General features: G+C 61.4%; 18 protein-coding genes. 16 read left to right on the top strand and 2 right to left on the bottom strand.

Annotated features, from left to right (window positions below):
- Positions 1-64 precede the first annotated feature (64 nt).
- The 5 genes from G7026_RS06125 to G7026_RS06105 all read left to right on the top strand — a co-directional run bounded on the left by G7026_RS06125 (position 65) and on the right by G7026_RS06105 (position 4687).
- Positions 65-667, top strand: coding sequence for a TetR/AcrR family transcriptional regulator (locus tag G7026_RS06125; RefSeq protein WP_181069880.1), 603 nt, complete (start codon positions 65-67; stop codon positions 665-667).
- Positions 668-908: 241 nt separating this feature from the next.
- Positions 909-1166, top strand: coding sequence for a hypothetical protein (locus tag G7026_RS06120; RefSeq protein WP_181069879.1), 258 nt, complete (start codon positions 909-911; stop codon positions 1164-1166).
- Positions 1167-1237: 71 nt separating this feature from the next.
- Entirely contained in the window at positions 1238-1921 is a 684-nt protein-coding gene (locus G7026_RS06115) for a type 1 glutamine amidotransferase domain-containing protein (RefSeq protein WP_181069878.1), read from the top strand.
- 103 nt (positions 1922-2024) lie between these two features.
- The gene (locus G7026_RS06110; protein ID WP_181069877.1) at positions 2025-3494 is read left to right on the top strand and encodes an NAD-dependent succinate-semialdehyde dehydrogenase; all 1470 of its coding nucleotides are present in this window, start codon (positions 2025-2027) and stop codon (positions 3492-3494) included.
- 35 nt (positions 3495-3529) lie between these two features.
- Positions 3530-4687: an alkene reductase gene (locus tag G7026_RS06105; protein ID WP_181069876.1), complete on the top strand. Its 1158-nt coding sequence runs from the start codon at positions 3530-3532 to the stop codon at positions 4685-4687.
- Between the two features lie 188 nt (positions 4688-4875).
- Here the strand turns inward: G7026_RS06105 and G7026_RS06100 are convergent, their stop codons facing one another.
- On the bottom strand, positions 4876-5799 hold the full coding sequence (locus tag G7026_RS06100) for a LysR family transcriptional regulator (RefSeq protein ID WP_181069875.1): 924 nt from the start codon (positions 5797-5799) through the stop codon (positions 4876-4878).
- A gap of 362 nt (positions 5800-6161) precedes the next feature.
- Here G7026_RS06100 and G7026_RS06095 point away from each other — a divergent pair, with 362 nt between their 5' ends.
- The 11 genes from G7026_RS06095 (at position 6162) to G7026_RS06045 (ending at position 16836) form a co-directional block, all read left to right on the top strand.
- On the top strand, positions 6162-7685 hold the full coding sequence (locus tag G7026_RS06095; RefSeq protein ID WP_181069874.1) for an amino acid ABC transporter permease/ATP-binding protein: 1524 nt from the start codon (positions 6162-6164) through the stop codon (positions 7683-7685).
- 26 nt (positions 7686-7711) lie between these two features.
- Entirely contained in the window at positions 7712-8584 is an 873-nt protein-coding gene (locus tag G7026_RS06090) for a phytanoyl-CoA dioxygenase family protein (RefSeq protein ID WP_181070331.1), read from the top strand.
- 33 nt (positions 8585-8617) lie between these two features.
- The gene (locus G7026_RS06085; RefSeq protein ID WP_181069873.1) at positions 8618-9451 is read left to right on the top strand and encodes an ABC transporter substrate-binding protein; all 834 of its coding nucleotides are present in this window, start codon (positions 8618-8620) and stop codon (positions 9449-9451) included.
- A gap of 54 nt (positions 9452-9505) precedes the next feature.
- Positions 9506-10237, top strand: coding sequence for a class II aldolase and adducin N-terminal domain-containing protein (locus G7026_RS06080; protein WP_181069872.1), 732 nt, complete (start codon positions 9506-9508; stop codon positions 10235-10237).
- A 113-nt stretch (positions 10238-10350) separates the two neighbouring features.
- The gene (locus tag G7026_RS06075) at positions 10351-11658 is read left to right on the top strand and encodes a flavin-containing monooxygenase (RefSeq protein WP_181069871.1); all 1308 of its coding nucleotides are present in this window, start codon (positions 10351-10353) and stop codon (positions 11656-11658) included.
- Between the two features lie 497 nt (positions 11659-12155).
- Positions 12156-12581 (top strand): RidA family protein, encoded by a 426-nt coding sequence (locus G7026_RS06070; protein ID WP_181069870.1) that lies wholly within the window; start codon positions 12156-12158, stop codon positions 12579-12581.
- A 31-nt stretch (positions 12582-12612) separates the two neighbouring features.
- The gene (locus tag G7026_RS06065; protein WP_181069869.1) at positions 12613-13770 is read left to right on the top strand and encodes an ABC transporter ATP-binding protein; all 1158 of its coding nucleotides are present in this window, start codon (positions 12613-12615) and stop codon (positions 13768-13770) included.
- A 14-nt stretch (positions 13771-13784) separates the two neighbouring features.
- Positions 13785-14789 carry an NAD(P)H-quinone oxidoreductase gene (locus G7026_RS06060; RefSeq protein ID WP_308811761.1) on the top strand — a complete coding sequence of 335 codons (1005 nt, stop codon included), beginning with the start codon at positions 13785-13787 and terminating at the stop codon, positions 14787-14789.
- A gap of 43 nt (positions 14790-14832) precedes the next feature.
- Positions 14833-15444: a glutathione S-transferase gene (locus tag G7026_RS06055; RefSeq protein WP_181069868.1), complete on the top strand. Its 612-nt coding sequence runs from the start codon at positions 14833-14835 to the stop codon at positions 15442-15444.
- Between the two features lie 16 nt (positions 15445-15460).
- Positions 15461-15907, top strand: coding sequence for a type II 3-dehydroquinate dehydratase (locus tag G7026_RS06050; protein ID WP_181069867.1), 447 nt, complete (start codon positions 15461-15463; stop codon positions 15905-15907).
- Complete coding sequence (locus G7026_RS06045) at positions 15904-16836, top strand: 2-hydroxyacid dehydrogenase (protein WP_181069866.1); 933 nt, start codon at positions 15904-15906, stop codon at positions 16834-16836. Before G7026_RS06050 ends, G7026_RS06045 begins: the two co-directional genes overlap by 4 nt.
- 3 nt (positions 16837-16839) lie before the next feature.
- On the opposite strand, the gene G7026_RS06040 is transcribed toward G7026_RS06045, so the two are convergent.
- Positions 16840-17814, bottom strand: a complete 975-nt coding sequence (locus tag G7026_RS06040; protein WP_181069865.1) for a LysR substrate-binding domain-containing protein — start codon at positions 17812-17814, stop codon at positions 16840-16842.
- Between the last annotated feature and the right edge of the window lie 309 nt (positions 17815-18123).

Here is an 18123-nt window from a genome sequence, read left to right as displayed (position 1 = left end):
CCAACTCCATACTCTTGGAACACCTCAAGTAGACTGATCGTCTAGTAACGAATAAAGTAATGGCATGACCAGCTTAAAGACACGCGAAACTTCCAACGTCCGCCAGGAAATCCTTGATGTAGGCCAACGAATCATGGCTGCCAAGGGATATTCCGCTGTGGGCTTGAATGAAATTCTGGCCACTGCCGGTGTGCCGAAAGGGTCCTTCTACCATTACTTCAATTCCAAGGACGCTTTCGGCGAGGCGTTGCTGGAAAGCTATTTCGCGGCCTATCTGGCTGAACTCGATCAGGTCCTGGCTCTCCCTGATTTGAACATGGCCCAGCGGTTGATGAAGTATTGGGCCGTCTGGCAGGACACCCAGTCGTTCCAGGACTGCCAGGGCAAGTGCCTGGCGGTGAAGCTTGGCGTAGAGGTTGCCGACCTTTCAGAAGCGATGCGCGCCGTTCTCAAGCGTGGTACGTCTGGTATCACCGACCGCCTTGCGCAGGCGATTGAGGCAGGTGTCGCTGAAGGATCCCTAAGGATCTGCGATGAACCTCATGCTGTCGCCCAGAGCCTCTATCAATTGTGGGTCGGCGCGAGTGTCATGGTGAAGATCACCAAAAGCATCCAGCCATTCGAGGCGGCGATGTCAATGACGCGTCAGGCCCTGAGTATTCCCTGACCCATGGACAGAGCGGCGCGCTCGCCCCGCTCTTCTAGCTCTTCTCCCTCCCCAACTTGCCCCACCCCAGGTCCGAACAGCCTCGTCTGCAGGGCGAGCCTGCGCAGGCCGATTGCTCTCCATCCACCCTATCGAAAGCGCAAACCCAGTGGCAGATAAAAAAGCTAAAAATCGCTAGACGACTGGTCTAATTGAATTTAAGGTAGCCACACGTTCAACGCATCGCACAAGGATGCACGTCATGAAAGCTCGTACCGCCAAGTATTTCGCCCAGGGGTTGCCACCGTCGGAGCAGGTGCTCATCGCTGCCATACAGGGTGCATTGAATAGCCACGCGTTGAGCGAGCGGGTCAAGCATGCCGCCTGGCACAGCGCGCCCTCTTTCGCCGTGGTTGCAGGTAACGATGCAATCATCTACCCGCAACGACAGCAGGATCAGGCCAAGCGCATGCATGCCGTCTCGGTGGAAGTGCCGTCTAGCCATGTCGCGAAGCAGTGAATTTTTTTACCCAGACAATAGACGACCGGTCTAATTTAATCGCACTACCTAACCTGAAACAGGAAAATCAAATGAAAGTTCTCATGGTACTGACCTCGCACGACACCCTTGGCAACACAGGCCTTAAAACCGGCTTCTGGCTCGAAGAGCTGGCGGCGCCTTACTACGCGTTTATGGATGCGAAGGAAGAGATCGTTCTGGCTTCGCCCAAGGGCGGGCAGCCACCACTCGATCCAAAGAGCAACGAGCCTTCCTTCCAGACTGACCTGACCCGCCGTTTCGAAGCCGACGCGGACGCCAACGCATTGCTTGCAAACACCGTGCGCCTGGACAGCGTCTCACCCGCCGACTTCGATGCCGTCTTCTACCCCGGCGGCCACGGCCCGCTGTGGGATCTGGCAGAAGATCCGATCTCGATCCGGTTGATCGAATCCTTCATCGCTGCCGGCAAACCTGCGGCCCTGGTTTGCCACGCACCCGGCGTGCTGCGCCATGTGAAGAAGCCTGACGGCACACCGTTGGTCCAGGGCAAAAAAGTCGCGGGCTTCACCAACACCGAGGAAGAGGCGGTAGGCCTGACCGAGGTCGTGCCCTTCCTGGTCGAGGACATGCTCAAGGCCAACGGAGGTGTGTATTCCAAGGGCGCCGACTGGTCTTCCTACGTGGTCCGCGACGGCCTGCTGATCACCGGCCAGAACCCGGGTTCGTCCAGCGAAGCCGCCAGCGTGCTGGTCGATCTGCTGAACAACGGCTGAGCCTGCCAGTAGCGGGAGACGCCGCAGCGTCTCCCGCGCGCTCCACCGTCCCGATGCCAGCGGCATGGGACTTCGGTTACGCCCTGACATTCCTGGAGACACCATGACGACGTTCAATCTGCAGCAAATCAAGGAGGCTGGCTGGCTGAAAGAAGCCAACTACATCGACGGCCAGTGGCTGCCGGCGGACGATGCCAGCCTCTTCGCCGTCAACGACCCCGCCACTGAAACCCAGATCGGCCAGATCCCCTGGAGTGGCGCCGTTGAAACACGCCGCGCCATCGACGCCGCCCAAGTGGCCTTCACCTCCTGGGCACTGACCACCGCGGCAGAGCGTGCCACCTTGCTCAACCGTATGGCCCAGCTTGTTCGCGACAACCTCGACATCCTCGCCAGCATGCTCACCCTCGAGCAAGGCAAGCCGCTGGCCGAAGCGCGCAATGAAATGAAGCTGGGAGCCGACTACATCCAGTGGTTTGCCGAGGAGGCGCGGCGCATAAATGGCGAGATCATTCCTTCGCCCTGGAAAGACCGGCAGATCCTCGTCACCCGTGAGCCGGTGGGTGTTGTGGGGGCGATATCACCGTGGAATTTCCCGTTCTCCATGCTCTCGCGCAAGATTGCGCCGGCCCTGGCCGCTGGCTGCACCATTGTCATCAAGCCTTCCGAGTTCACGCCGTTCTCCGGCCTGCTGTATGGCGTGCTGGCCGAGAAAGCGGGCATCCCCACCGGTGTGGTCAATGTGATTACGGGCGACGGCGCCGCCGTGGGCGGTGAACTCTCCGCCAACAACCTGGTGCGCAAGATCACCTTCACCGGCTCCACCCGAGTCGGCAAGCTGCTCTACAAGCAATCCGCCGACAGCATGAAAAAGCTCTCCCTGGAGCTGGGCGGTAATGCCCCGACGATCATCTTCGACGACGCCGATCTCGACCTGGCCGTGGAAAACGCCATCGCTGGCAAGTTTCGCAACAGCGGGCAGACCTGCGTCAGCACCAACCGCTTCTACGTCCAGGACGGCATCTATGACGAATTCGCCCAGCGCCTGACCGCACGGGTTCGCCAGTTAAAAGTCGGCAACGGCTTCGATGAAGGCGTCGAGCAAGGTCCGCTGATCAATCAGGCCGCCGTCAGCAAGGTCGAGGCGCATGTCGAGGACGCCCAAGCCAAGGGCGGCCGCGTATTAGTGGGCGGCAAACGCCATGCGCTGGGCGCGACCTTCTACGAGCCCACCGTCATCGCTGATGCCTCCGAAGACATGCTTCTGGCCCAGGAAGAAACCTTCGGTCCGGTGGCTGCGCTGTTCCGCTTCGGCACCGAGCAAGAGGGCATCGACGCTGCCAACGGCTCCGAATTCGGTCTCGCCGCGTACTTCTACACCCGCGATTTGGCGCGCACCTTCCGCGTCTCCCGCGCCTTGCAGAGTGGCATGGTCGGCATCAACGCCGGCGTCATCACCACCGTCGAAGCACCCTTCGGCGGCATCAAGGACAGCGGTATCGGCCGGGAAGGCTCAGCCCACGGCCTGGAGGAATACCTCCACCTCAAATACCTCAGCCTCGGCGGCTTGTAAGCCGACCCGATAACTGACGCAAAAGGAATCGACTCATGGAACACCGCTCGCTGTTCGAACCCACCTCGCTGGGCTCCATCACGCTGAAAAACCGCATCGTCATGCCGCCACTCACCCGCCAACGCAGCGGCCAGCCTGGCGATGTACCGACCGCCCTGATGGCCACCTATTATCAACAACGTGCCAGCGCCGGCCTGATCATCAGCGAAGGCACCCAGATCGAACCGCGCGGCAAGGGCTATGCCTGGACGCCGGGTATCTACAGCCAGGCGCAGATTGACGGCTGGCGCACCGTGACCGATGCCGTGCACGCTGAAGGCGGAGTGATCTTTGCCCAGCTGTGGCACGTCGGTCGTGTGTCCCACACCGCCTTGCAGCCAGACAACGCCGCGCCCATTGCGCCGTCAGCGATCCAGGCGCAGAAGGTCAAAGCCTTTATCGAAACGGGCGCTGGCACTGGCGTTCTGGTCGACCCCTCCACGCCGCGGGAGCTGAGCGTTGCCGAGATCCAGGCGCTGGTCGAGCTATACGCCCAGGCCGCGCGCAATGCCCTGAGCGCCGGCTTCGATGGCATCGAGATCCACTCGGCAAACGGCTATCTGGTCAATCAGTTCATCTCGGCCCACGCCAACCAGCGCACCGATGAATACGGCGGTTCGTTGCACAACCGCCTGCGCTTTTTGCGCGAAGTGGTGCAAGCCGTCAGCGCCGTGGTCGGGCCGGAGCGCGTTGGAGTGCGCTTCACACCGCTGTTCACCAGCACCGATGAAGACCGCGTGTACATCGGCTTCGTCGAAGAAGACCCGCATCAGACCTACATCGAAGCCATCAAGGTGCTTGAGCAAGCAGGCATCGCCTACCTGTCGATCGCTGAAGCCGACTGGCCCAATGCCCCCGATCTGCCCGAGGCGTTCCGTCGTGAGGCGCGCAGCACCTTCAGCGGACGGATCATCTACGCCGGGTTGTACACCGCGAGCCGCGCGGAGCGCCTGATCGACGCTGGCCTGGCCGACCTCGTTGCGTTCGGGCGGCCCTTTATTGCCAACCCCGACCTGCCCCAGCGCATCGCCAACGGCTGGCCACTGAATGCCTTGAACGCCGCCGGTCTGTATGGCGGCGGCGAGCAGGGATTCACGGATTACCCGCGCTATTCCCCTGCCAAATCTGACGTTAAAGAAGAGCTGTTGTCATGACTAACGATATCGAAGGAAAAGTGGTGTTGATAACCGGTGGCAGCCAGTACTAGCGCCGAAATGGCCCGCTTGCTCTCAGCGCGCGGAGCCAAGGTAGCCATTGCCGTACGCCGGGCAGCCAAACTGGCTGCGGCGGTGGCGGAAGGTACGCATGACCTCCATCGCTCCCGGCGCGGTGGACAGCGACCTCAAGCAGGCGTTGCGGCCAGCGGCGACAGGTTCGCTTGCCGGCCATGCTCCATAAAGAGCTGAGTGGCTAACGTCGGTTGAACATTGCGCAGATAGGCCATCACCAGCGTGGACACCGGCATTTCGTCTTCGATATCCACCTGCGACAGGCGCATCCCGTCGTAGGTCAGGTCCATGCAGGGGCGGGTTACCAGTACTGAAAAACCCAAGCCCTGGCCGACCATGCAACGCACCATTTCTATAGAGGGTGAACTGTAAGCCACCTTGGGGTGGTAGCCATTTTCCTTGAAGATATCGACGAAGTAATTGCGGCTCGGAACCACGTCCAGCAGGATCATCGGCTCCTGGCTAAGCTCACCGAGGGTCACCGTGCTGCGTTGCGCAAGCGGGTGCCCGGCGGGCAGTAGGGCATAGGGTTTATGCGGAGCATTGAGTGCCTCCTTCACGATGGAACCGCCCAGCTCCAGGTCATACGTGAATACCAGGTCAAAACGCCCCCGGTGCAGCCCCAGCAGCAATTCATGCTGCTCGCCGTCATATAACTGCACGCTGATATCCGGGTATTTCTGTTTGAAATCCGCTACCAACTTCGGCATATACAAGGGCGCCGCGGATTCAAAGCAACCAATACCGACAGTTCCTGATATCAGCTCATTCTCTGCGCGCGAGCTACTTTCAAGATCTTGTGACAGTCGCAACAACTCTCTGGCTCTTTCATAGACTCTCCGCCCACTCGGCGTTAATGACACGCCTTGCGCATGGTGGCGGATAAAGAGTATCTGATTGAACGATTCCTCCAGATTTCGGATGCCTACCGATATAGATGGTTGCGATACATGAAGTCTGCGCGCGGCTTCGACAATACTGTTTTCTTCAACCACGGTCACAAAATACTTCAGTTGTTTCAGGGTGAAGTGCATCACGGCTTAGCCTATAGGGCGAAACTTTTCATGCTTGTGATCTGAATAATTATTGCTTATCCAAGCGAAAGTCGTGCCAGCGACCGGACGCCTTTAGTTGCGCTGGATTGAGGGCCTTGCTCATGTTTTCGTCATGACTGGATTCGCACCTTAACGTAGCCTTTTAAAGAACCCACGCCCAAAGGTGGTGCGCCTTTTTGATCGGTAGCGAACTGCTTTGTTGTATAGCCCAGCACTATGCAAGATCAAAAAAATTCTAATTGACCGCTATGTAGAAGAGTTCGCATTCTGAAGGCACAGCTTGAGGTCGGCTCAAGAAACTCCACACTTCAGCTGTTCGATTCTATTTGCTGGGCGGTTTGACTATGACATTTGATTTTCACTACACGTTGAGTCTGCTCAGCTACAAGGACTTTTGGCTGGCGGCGTGGGTTGTCATTAAGCTGAGTGTCCTGACCTGGCTGATAAGTATCGTTCTCGGCTTTGCACTGGCACTCGCCAAACAGTCGCCGCGTGCTCTGCTCAATATGCCGGCCAGGGGATATATCTGGTTGTTTCGCAGCATGCCCTTGTTGGTATTGCTGATCTTTACCTACAACCTGCCACAGGCTATCCCCGCGACCTCGGCTCTGATCAGCGACCCGTTCTGGGCAGGTCTTATCGGTTTGGTGATCTGCGAAACCGCCTACGTTGCGGAGATTCACCGCGGCGGGCTGCTATCCATCCCAAAGGGCCAGAGCGAAGCAGCCCGTGCGCTGGGCCTGCGCTTTCTCGGGATTCAATGGCGCGTAGTGATCCCCCAGGCGTTGCGTGTAGCGTTGCCGGCGCTGACCAACGAATTCATTTCCATCGTCAAGCTCAGCTCTCTGGTGTCGGTAATTTCCCTGACGGAAATCCTTATGGTGGGCCAGCGCCTGTATTCGCAGAACTTCCTGGTGATGGAAACCATGGCTGCGGTGGCGTTCTACTACGTGCTGATCGTGACGCTGTTCGACTTCCTGCTCAAACGCCTGGAGCGCTTTCTCGATGTCGGACAGCGCAAGCCACGCCCTGCCCCAGGCCCTGAGGTACTTGCCCATCCTGCCACCCAGGCCACAGTGCAAGCGCGGCCGGTCGTGGCCAATGAGCAGGCCCCTGCGCTGCAAGCCACTCGTCTGCACAAGGCCTATAACGATGTCGAGGTGCTGGGCGCTGTCAGTCTGGCCATCGAGCCGGGCGAGGTGGTCTCGGTAATCGGACCGTCGGGCTCCGGCAAGACGACCTTGATTCGCTTGCTCATCGGTCTGGAGCAGATCGACAACGGTGAGATCTGTATCAACGGCCAGCCATTCATCCAGCTGACCCGCGAAGGCGCGCAAAGGCCACGTTTTGTGGAGCATGCCCAGCACCGCCTGAACATCGGCATGGTGTTCCAAAGCTTCAACCTGTTTCCGCACCTGAACGTGCTCGACAACCTGTTGCTGGCGCCGCGTTACCACCGCCTCGCTCCTGTAGCGGAGCTGCGCCAACAGGCTTTCGAGCTGCTGCACAAAGTAGGGATGCTCGAGCACGCCTACAAATACCCGCAGCAATTGTCAGGCGGCCAGCAGCAGCGCGTGGCGATCGCACGGGCCTTGATGATGCGCCCGCAAATCATGCTGTTCGACGAACCCACCTCCGCGCTGGACCCGGAAAAGGTCCACGAGGTGCTGCAGGTCATGGAAACCCTTGCGAAGGAGGGGATCACCATGGTGATCGTGACCCACGAGATGAACTTCGCCTTCAAGGTTTCCGACCGCATCGTGTTCATGGAAAAAGGCCGGGTCGTGTGCGACGACACACCACCCGTGCTGCGCAGTGGCCGACACCCGCGGGTGGAAGCGTTCCTCAAGGACGTATCGCTGGCTTGACCCTTAACCATTCCGAAGGAAACACCATGATTTCCCAATCTCAGGTTGAACAGTTCCATCAGCAAGGTTTCCTGGTGGTCGAGGGTGTGCTCTCGACTGAAGAAGTCGCCACTTTGCAGCAGGACTTCGACCAATGGGTCGAAGACAGCCGCAGCCGGACTCAGGCCTGGGGTGAAACACGCGATGGCCGTCCACGCTTCGACGTGGAGAGCGACCACCGCCCGGACCATCCCTCGCTGCGCCGCGTAGCGTCGCCGACGGAAATCTCCGAAGCGTTTGCCTACGCTGCCCTGAAGTCGCGCATGGCAACTATTGCCGGACAACTGATCGGCGGCAGCGGTACCCGCTTTCATCACAGCAAGATCAATTCGAAGTTGCCGCACACCGCCACCCAGGTGAAATGGCACCAGGACTTCCTTTTCACGCCGCACAGCAATGACGACATCGTCACCGCGCTGCTGATGGTCAGCGAAGTGACGCCGGAGAACGGCCCGCTGAATGTCATCCCAGGCAGCCACAAGGGGCCACTGTGGTCGCACTGGCATGACGGCCGGTTCACCGGCTCGGTTGACGCCGAAGTCGAGGAGCAGAACTGCCAGCAGCCAATCGCGTGTTTTGGCCCATCGGGCTCGGTGTGCTTCATGCACACCCGCCTGCTGCATGCATCAGCACCGAATGAAACCGAATACCCGCGCACGCTGTTCATCAGCGTGTACGCCGCCGAAGACGCTCTACCTTTCGGCGAAAATCCGCTCCCCAGCGATCACGAAGGGATCATGGTAGCGGGCGAAGAGAGCGGCCTGGTACGCAGCACTGCGAACCATATCCGCCTGCCGCAGAAACCACGCGGTGCTTCGTTTTTCGTGCAGCAAGCCGGGCAAGACCTGGCAAATGCCTAAAAAACCTTACCTACTCTTTCGCGGGGAATTTGCATGAACACCATTCGAAGCATCGCTCGTCCGCTCGCGCTGGGCCTACTTGGCACGGCGATGGCCTTCTCCTCGGTTGCCGCGCAGGCCTTCCAGCAGCCCGGCAAAATCACCGCCGGCTCGGACATGACCTTTTATCCCTACGAGTACATGGAAGGTAACAAGCCAGCCGGCTTCGACATCGAGCTGCTCGACGGCCTTGCCAAGGTCATGGGGCGTGAAGCCGAACATATCGACACCCGCTTTCCGAACCTGATCACCGGTCTGCAGGGCGGTCGTTTCGACATTACCAACTCGTCGATGTACATCACCGCCGAGCGCCTCAAGGTGATCGACATGGTCCCTTACCTGAAAAGCGGCGAGGCGATCATTGCCCTCAAAGGCAGCGACTACCAACCCAAGGTGCCGGAAGACTTCTGTGGTCACAAGATCGGATCGATGGGTGCCACCTCGTGGCTGCAACAGTTGCAGAAGCTCTCTGAAGAGTACTGCGTCAAGAACGGCAAAGGTGCGATCCAGATAAGCGAGTACGGCACCGATCCCCAGACTACCCAGGCGCTGCTGGCGCGCGCGGTCGAAGCACAAATCACCGACGCTGCCGTCGCCCGGGGTCTGATCGAGAAACTTGGCAATCGCGTACAGATCTCCTCGGAAACGCTGATTTATCCGGTACTCAACGGCTTCGGCGTGAAAAAGGGCAATGACGAAGTAAAGACCGCTCTGATCGAGGCGCTGGATACCTACAGCAAGACGCCCGAGTACGAAGCGCTGCTGAAGAAGTACAACTTCCAGGCGCCAACTGAAGCCGAAATCGCCGAGCTGATGCCCAAGCCCTGATACCTGAAGCCGTGTGCGCCCCCGCGGCGCACGCTAACGGTAGGAGTAGAACCGATGCCCCTGTCTCTTGAAGAACAGACACGCATAGATCTGGCGGCCACGTTCCGCATCATTGCCCACCTCAATATGCATGAAGCGGTGGCCAACCATTTCAGCGCGACCGTTTCAGCCGACGGCAAGCAGTTCTTGCTGAACCCGAAGTGGAAACACTTCTCGCGCATTCGTGCCAGCGATCTGTTGCTCCTCGATGCGGATGACGCCAGCAGCGCCGAGCGTGACGACGTCGACAACACGGCCTGGTCAATCCACGGGCAAATCCACCAGCGTCTTCCCGAGGTAAAGGTCGTGCTGCATCTGCACCCGGTGTACACCACCGCCGTGGCGTGCCTGGCTCAGCCACAGATTCCGCCGATCGACCAGAACACCGCACGCTATTTCAACCGCGTGGCCGTTGATGAACTCTACGGCGGCATGGCCGACACCGTCGCCGAAGGCGCTCGTCTGGCCAGCCTGCTGGGTGATAAGAGCCGTTTGCTGATGGGCAACCACGGCGTGATGGTGACAGCACCCACCATCGGCGAAGCCTTTGACGACATCTGGACCCTCGAGCGGGCCTGCCAGATTCTGGTGACCGCGTGGTCCACCGGCCAGCCGCTCAAGCTGCTGGACGATGAGGTCGCGGAAAAAACCGCCCGCGCCTGGACGAAGATCACCGATTTCTCCCAGCGTCACTTCGAAGAAATGAAGGAGCTGATGATCCAGCAGGATCCATCCGTTCTGGACTGAAGCCTCTGCTGTCTGTGTGAACACCCGCTGGGCCAATTGGGCCCGGGCGCGGGTAAGTAGTGACCGGTATTTAGTGTGGCCTGGCTGTTCGCGCTCGGCCCAAGGATGCAGCGATGACTGATGAAATGACCGAAATCGATACCGTGGTAGTCGGCGCAGGCCAGGCTGGCATCGCCATGAGCGAGCACCTGAGCCGGCTTGGCATCGAGCATCTGCTGCTGGAGAAGAACCGGGTGGCAGAAGCATGGCGTAGCGGCCGCTGGGATTCGTTGGTGGCCAACGGGCCGGCCTGGCATGACCGCTTTCCCGGTCGTGAATTCGATATCGACCCTGACGGCTTTGCCGGTAAGGAACAGATAGCTGACTATCTGGAAGCCTACGCTCGTCAATTCAACGCCCCGATCCGCAGCGGTGTCGAAGTCAAGCGAGTGACCCGCAACGTAGGGCGCTCTGGCTTCACCGTCGAAACCAGCCAGGGCGCCTTGCTGGCCCAACGAGTCGTCAGTGCCACCGGACCCTTCCAGAAGCCGGTGATTCCGGCCATCGCGCCGAAAACCGAAGGTCTTTATCAGATCCACTCGGCACACTATTACAACCCTGAGCAGCTCCCTGATGGAGCCGTGCTGGTCGTGGGCGCGGGCTCTTCCGGCGTACAGATTGCTGACGAGCTGTTGCGTGCGGGCAAACAGGTCTACCTGTCGGTAGGCCCGCATGACCGCCCGCCACGCGCTTATCGCAATCGCGATTTCTGCTGGTGGCTGGGTGTGCTGGGGTTGTGGGACACCGAAGCCATGAAGCCGGGCCGTGAGCACGTGACCATCGCCGTGAGCGGTGCCCGGGGCGGCCACACCGTGGACTTCCGCCGCCTGGCCCAGGCCGGCATGACCCTGGTCGGCCTGACCGAGCGCTTCGAGGACAGCAAGGTCACTTTCAAGCCAGACCTGGCGGAGAATCTTGATCAGGGCGATCAGAATTACCTGGCGCTGCTCGATGCTGCAGACGCCTACGTCGACCGTAATGGGCTCGATCTGCCACTCGAACCCGCTGCCCGTGAACGTGTGGCCGATGCGCCGTGCATCGCGCAGCCGCTGCGAGAGCTGGATCTGGCCGCCGCCGGCGTGAAGAGCATCATCTGGGCCACGGGCTATGCCGCTGATTACAGCTGGCTGCAGGTCGACACGTTCAACGAAGGCGGCAAACCCAGCCACCAGCGTGGCGTGGGCAAGGAACCCGGAATCTTCTTCGTGGGCCTGCCCTGGCTGTCTCGACGGGGCTCGGCGTTCATCTGGGGCGTGTGGCATGACGCCAGGCACGTGGCCGAGCAGATCGCCATCCAGCGCAAGTACCAGCAGTACCGCCGCAAGGACGAGGCAGATGAATTCGCCAGCGCCGTGACGCCGCTCAATCAGGCTCGCGCCTGATGACTTCTGTTTTGGAGCCGACCATGGTTACCCATACCCGCATTCGCAGGGTCAACACCGAGGTGTGCGTATCCCAACTGAAAGGCGTGTTTCCGATCTCCCGCCTGGGTTCCTCAAGCATCGCCGTGGTCGCTTGCGGCGGGTTTTGCTGGGGCCTGGCGGCGTCTTGATCCCGGCCAACACCAGCGGCCCCTGCAATGCTCTGGTTATGTGGAAGCCGCTCAGCCCAGCCCTCCACATGTCCATTCCTGGCCGAAAGCACGATCCGGTGGCGCTGCTCACAGGCGGCTCCAGCCTCCTCAGGCATGAAGGGGGGCCGCAAGCCAAGCGCCGACGAAAATGCCCTCGTACGCCGCTTGCGCCGGGCTTGATCATCGCAATCCGCGCCGGCTGTACCGGCTTCAGCTTTTCCTAAGCACTACTCAACGCAAATGCTGGTTTCGCCGGTTCAACAGCAATGGGAAGCTCTGGCCAATCCCATCGCAGAGTTACCAGGCATGCCCACCCATACCCGCATTCGCATGTTCAACACCAAGCAGACCTATCCCAACCAGTCGCTGGACAATGACCTCTGCCAGGCCGTGCGCGCCGGCAACACTGTTTATGTACGCGGCCAGGTCGGTACTGACTTCGAGGGCAATCTCATCGGCCTGGGTGACCCGCGCGCGCAAGCCGAGCAGGCGATGAAGAACGTCAAGCAGCTGCTCGAGGAAGCGGGTTCGGACCTCTCCCATATCGTCAAGACAACCACTTACCTCATCGACCCACGCTACCGCGAGCCGGTCTATCAGGAAGTGGGCAAGTGGCTCAAAGGGGTATTCCCGATCTCGACAGGGCTGGTCGTCTCGGCGCTTGGCCAGCCCCAATGGCTGATGGAGATCGATGTCATCGCGGTCATTCCGGATGACGGGTCCGCCACCTGATCCATTAGCCCCATCAGTAACCGGAGCGCCCATGGCGACTGCACAGATCAAGCCCCTTCCCCCTGCGCTCGACACCAGAGCGCCATCGTCGCCGCGCATCAACACGGCGGTTCAGCTCGATGGCGTGCTCAAGCGCTTCGGCGATTCCATCGCGCTGCAAAAGGTGTCGCTGAAGATTCAGGAAGGCGAATTCGTCACCCTCCTTGGCCCGTCAGGATGCGGCAAGACCACGCTGCTGAACCTGATGGCCGGCTTCGCCGACGCCGATAACGGCGAGATCTTCATCGACGGCCAATTGGTCACCGAAACCCCGCCCTACCAGCGCGAAATCGGCATCGTCTTCCAGAACTATGCGCTGTTCCCCCACATGAACGTGGCGAAGAACGTCGGTTACGGCCTGCGCATGCGTGGCGTGCCGAAGCCCGAAATCGCCGAGCGGGTGGAGCAGGCCCTGGCGCTGGTGAAACTGAGCGGCTATGGCGAACGCAAGCCGCGCGAACTGTCCGGCGGCCAGCAGCAACGGGTCGCGCTGGCCCGTGCGCTGGTGATCCGGCCCAAGGTCCTGCTCCTCGATGAACCGTTCTCCGCGCTGGACAAGAACCTTCGGCTGTCGATGCAGATCGAGCTCAAGGAGATCCAGCGCAAACTGGGCGTCACCACCGTCTTTGTCACCCACGATCAAAGCGAAGCCTTGAGCATGAGTGATCGCGTAGTGGTCATGTCCGCCGGGCACGTACGGCAGATCGGCACGCCCGATGCGATCTACCGGCGTCCGGAAGACCCCTTCGTGGCCGGCTTCGTCGGCGATGCCAACATCCTGCCTGGCCGCTATCTGAGCCGCGACGAGACCGCCAGCCTGGAACTGGGCGACGCCACGCTGCGCTTGCCGGCCGACCGCGTGCATGCCCAGGTCGGCGCACGCCTGAACGTCTACGCGCGTCCGGAAAACATTCGCCTGGTGCCGCTGGGAGCCGGCTCCCTGCTCAGCGGGACCGTCGTCAACCATGTGTTCCAGGGCGACCACGTCGACATCCACCTGGACGTTCCCGCGCTGGGCCAAACCCGCCTGTTCGTGCGCCAATCGGGGCTCGACTCGCTGACTCGCTGGCCTGTGGGCGCCGTTGCCGGCCTCGCCTTCGACGATGAAGGCGTATGCGCCTTTGCCGCCGACGCCCAGCCTTCCCATTGAATCGGAGCGATCCTGTGAACCTGCCCCCTGAAACGATGAACGCTGTGATCGCCCGTGAGTCGGGTGGTCCTGATGTGCTCGAGTGCGTACAGCGCGCGCTGCCTGATGTGCACACCGGCGAGGTGCTCATCCGCGTGGCGGCTGCAGGCGTCAACCGCCCGGACCTCATGCAACGGAGCGGCGCGCCTCTCCCTCCCGGTGTGACCGACGTGCTGGGCCTGGAAGCGTCGGGAACCGTGGTTGCCGTGGGCGATGGCGTGAGCGATATCGCCCCTGGCGACCGGGTCATGGCACTGCTCAGCGGCGGCGGCTACGCGCACTATTGCGTCGCCACCGCCGCGCATTGCCTGCCGGTGCCTGCGGACCTGGCGCTGGAGGATGCTGCAGGCGTACCCGAAGCGGCGTTCACGGTGTGGCACAACCTGTTCGAACTTGGCCGCTTGCGCGAAGGCGAAACCGTACTGATTCATGGGGCCGCGAGTGGCGTCGGTACCTTCGCCATCCAGTGCGCCCACGCCGCCGGGGCCAAGGTCATCGCCACGGCAGGGGGTGCGCAGAAAATCGCCGTACTGGAAAAGCTGGGCGTGTGGCGTGCAATCGACCGACACGAAGCGGATTTCGTCGAGGTGATTGCTGAATGCACCCAGGGGCGAGGTGTCGACGTGGTGCTCGACAGCGTTGGAGGCCCCTACGTGGCGCGCAATCTTGCCGCCATGGCGCCGGGCGGCCGCCATGTCAGTCTGTCGTTCATGCAAGGTCCGAAGATCGAGCTGGACCTGCAACTGTTGATGCGCAAAAGCCTGAGCCTGACGTCATCGACGTTGCGCCCCAAGAGCAGCGAGGAAAAGGCGCGCCTGGCCGCGGCTATCCGCGAGCAGCTGCTGCCCTGGCTCGCGGCGGGCAAGGTTCGCCCGCTGATCCACGCGCGATTGCCAATGGGCCAGGCGGCCGAGGCCCATCGGATTCTGGAAGCGAACGAGAACATCGGCAAGGTACTGCTCACGTTCGACGCACCGTAACGCGCTCGCCACGCCAAAGCGTGGCGCACACGAAGGGCTCATCATGTTCAAGCTGTATTACGCCTCGACCTCGGCCTACGTCCGCAAGGTCATGATCACCGCGCACCTCCTGGGACTGACCGACCAGATCGAGAAGCTCGACTCGGCCGCCCACCCGGTCCAACGCGACGAGCGCATCGCGCGCCTTAACCCGTTGGCCAAGGTCCCCGCCCTGCAGACACCCGACGGCTTGTCGCTCTACGACAGCCGGGTGATTTGCGAGTACCTGAACGCCTTCGCCGGCGGCACGCTGTTTGGTGCCGACGCTCAACGCTGGGTCAGTCTCGCCCGCCAGGCGCTGGGGGATGGCCTGGTCGATGCCGCCTTGCTGGCACGTTATGAAACCACCGCCCGCCCGCCGGAAAAGCAGTGGGACACCTGGATCACGTCGCAGCTGGCCAAGGTCTGGGCGGCACTGGCCGAAATCGAACGCCAGGCACCGCAGTTCAGCCGCAGCCCGGATGACATCGGCCTGATCGCCATCGGCTGCGGCCTTGGCTACCTGGACTTTCGCTTTCCCGACCTCGACTGGCGCGCCAACCATCCGGCCGCAGCCGCCTGGTTCGCCGAATTCGACCAACACCCCGCCATGCTCGCGACCCGCCCGGTAGCCTGACGCCCTGGAGCCTTCCATGCCGCACACCGTGTTTTTCCTCAATGGCCCGAATGCCAACCTCTACGGGCTGGACAAGAACGGCACCTATGGCAGCGAAAGCTTCGCCAGCATCGAACAGCGCTGCCAGCGCCATGCGGGTGAACTTGGCCTGACACTCGAATTTCGCCAGAGCAACCACGAGGGTGTGCTGGTGGACTGGATTCAGGACGCACGGCTGAACGCTGACGCCATCATCATCAACGCCGCAGGGCTGACGTACAGCTCGGTGCCGATCCTCGATGCGTTGCTGGCCTTCGAGGGGCCAATCATCGAAGCGCACATGAGCAATATCTGGAAGCGTGAAAGCTTCCGTCATCACTCCTACGTATCAAAGGCCGCCACCGGCGTGATCGCCGGCCTGGGCGCGATGGGCTATCGACTGGCACTGACGGCCGCCGCCGAGTTGCTGGAGACCCAGCCATGACGCCTACGCTCGTGTTCTACAGCCAGTTCGACAGCTTCGAAGAGTGGCGCGACCTGCTCGCACCGTTACTTCCGCACGTGCGCATTTGCCAGGAGCAGGACGTCGAAGACCCGGACCACGTGCTCTACGCGCTGGCCTGGAAGCCGCCTCAGGGCTTCTTCGCCCGCTACCGCAACCTGCAACTGCTGGTGAACCTGGGCGCCGGCGTGGACTCGCTCGTTGGGCGGGACGACTTGCCGTCCATTCCCATCACCCGCGTTTCGGACCCGGACATGGGCCGCATGATGGCGAGCTACATCCTCTTCGCCGTGCTGCGTTATGCGCGCGATATCCCGGCCTTCGAGCGCGCGCAGCGCGAGCGGCGCTGGCATTACGTGCATCCGCGCCTGCCGGCGAGCATACGTGTGGGTGTGCTGGGGCTCGGCGAGCTCGGTGCCTACGCGGCGGCTGAACTGGTACGTCAGGGGTTCGACGTGCGCGGCTGGTCACGCTCGGCCAAGCAGCTCGACGGCGTGACCTGCTCCAGTGGGCTGGACGCGCTGGACAGCTTCATCGCCGGCAGCGACATCCTGGTGGTGATGCTTCCGCTGACCCCTGAAACCCGTGGGCTGTTGAACGCCGAACGGCTGGCGCTTCTGCCTGCGGGCAGTTGCTTCATCAACGCATCGCGCGGCGCCGTGGTCGATCAGCACGCATTGACCGAGGCGCTGGCCAGCGGGCTTATCGCCGAAGCCACCCTGGATGTCTTCGACCGGGAGCCGCTGCCACCGGAAGATCCGCTGTGGGCGCTGGACAACGTACTGATCACGCCTCACCTGGCGTCGGTTGCCATTCCAGGCTCGGCGGCCAAGCAGATCGCCGACAACATCATGCGCCTGGAACGTGGCGAGACCGTCCTGCACCAGGTCGACCCCGCGCGGGGTTATTGACCGTCAGCTCACGCCCTTGAGCATGCGTACCGAGTGCGGATCGAAGAAGCTCGGTGCGGCCATGCCGGGAATGTACTGGTCGGACACGAACATCCGGCAGCGCTCGGCAAAAGCGCTGACGACACGCGAGAGCTGGGCGTTACGGGCCACCGCATAGCCCAATCGCATCGGCCGGTGTTCGCCTGCCAGGCGCACACGGATCAGGCGTTTGCCGTCCTGGGACAGATTGGCCTTGGGGCGGACGTTGGCGATGCTGTAGCCGACGCCGTTGGCGACCATCGCCCGAACCACTTCGAGGTTGCTCGAGCGCATCACGATGTTCGGCGTAACGCCCGCCGGCATGAACAGGCTGAGGAAGTATTCGCGGCTCCAGGGGATGTCCAGCAGGACCATCGGATGGGTTTCAAGATCGTCCAGCGTCACCGCCGGCAGGTCCGCCAGCGGGTGGTGCTCGCCGACCATCACGTAGGGCGGCAACTGCGCCAGTGAATGGAAGTCGATGTCGTCGCTGGTCGCCAGATCATAGGTCAGGGCGATGTCGATGTCGGCACCGCGCAGTTTGCCCAGCAACTGCTCGTGATTGCCCTCGAACTGGCTGATCCGAACGCCCGGAAACGCGCGCCCGAAGCCGAATACCAGTTCAGGCGTAATCATGGGCGCCAGCGACTCCAGGCAGCCCACCCGCAGCGGCCCGCGGATGGTGTTCAGCGACTCGGAGGCGATCGTGTAGAGATTGCTCATCTGATCAAGGATCAGCTTGGCCTCGGTCATCACCTGACGGCCAATCGCCGTCAGCGACACGCCTTGAGCATGGTGGCGGACGAACAATTGCACGCCCAGTTCGGATTCGATGTGGCTGATGGCCGCCGAGATCGATGGCGACGACACGTGCAGGCGCTCCGACGCCCCGAGAAGGCTGCCGGCCTCGCCTGAAGCGACGAAGTATTCCAGCTGCCGCTGTGTGATTCGACTAAGCATTGATGGCTCTCTGAAGATGGGCTCGCTGACTGAACGTAAGCGCTTTGAGTCTTGCCATTCGGGACGCAAGGTCCGTGCCCGCAGCCATGCGCCAGCGCCGGCTACAGACGGTCAAGGCGGGCTCGCGGGTGGCTGTAAAGCTTGTCAGATCGCGCCCTTGGGCCTGCATCGGAAATTCCTATGCAACGGCACGGTAAAGGTTGTTTTACCGCAATCACTGCCCCCCGCCATGATTGTCCCCATCACGTTAGGCCTGCCTTTGCCCCATTAAGGGGCGGCGCGAACGCCCACTGATTCGAACGAAAATCA

The organism is Stutzerimonas azotifigens (assembly GCF_013522725.1).
Classification (GTDB): Bacteria; Pseudomonadota; Gammaproteobacteria; order Pseudomonadales; family Pseudomonadaceae; genus Stutzerimonas; species Stutzerimonas azotifigens_A.
The sequence above is the reverse complement of the archived record's forward strand: the minus strand, read 5'-3'. Positions and strand labels throughout refer to the sequence as shown.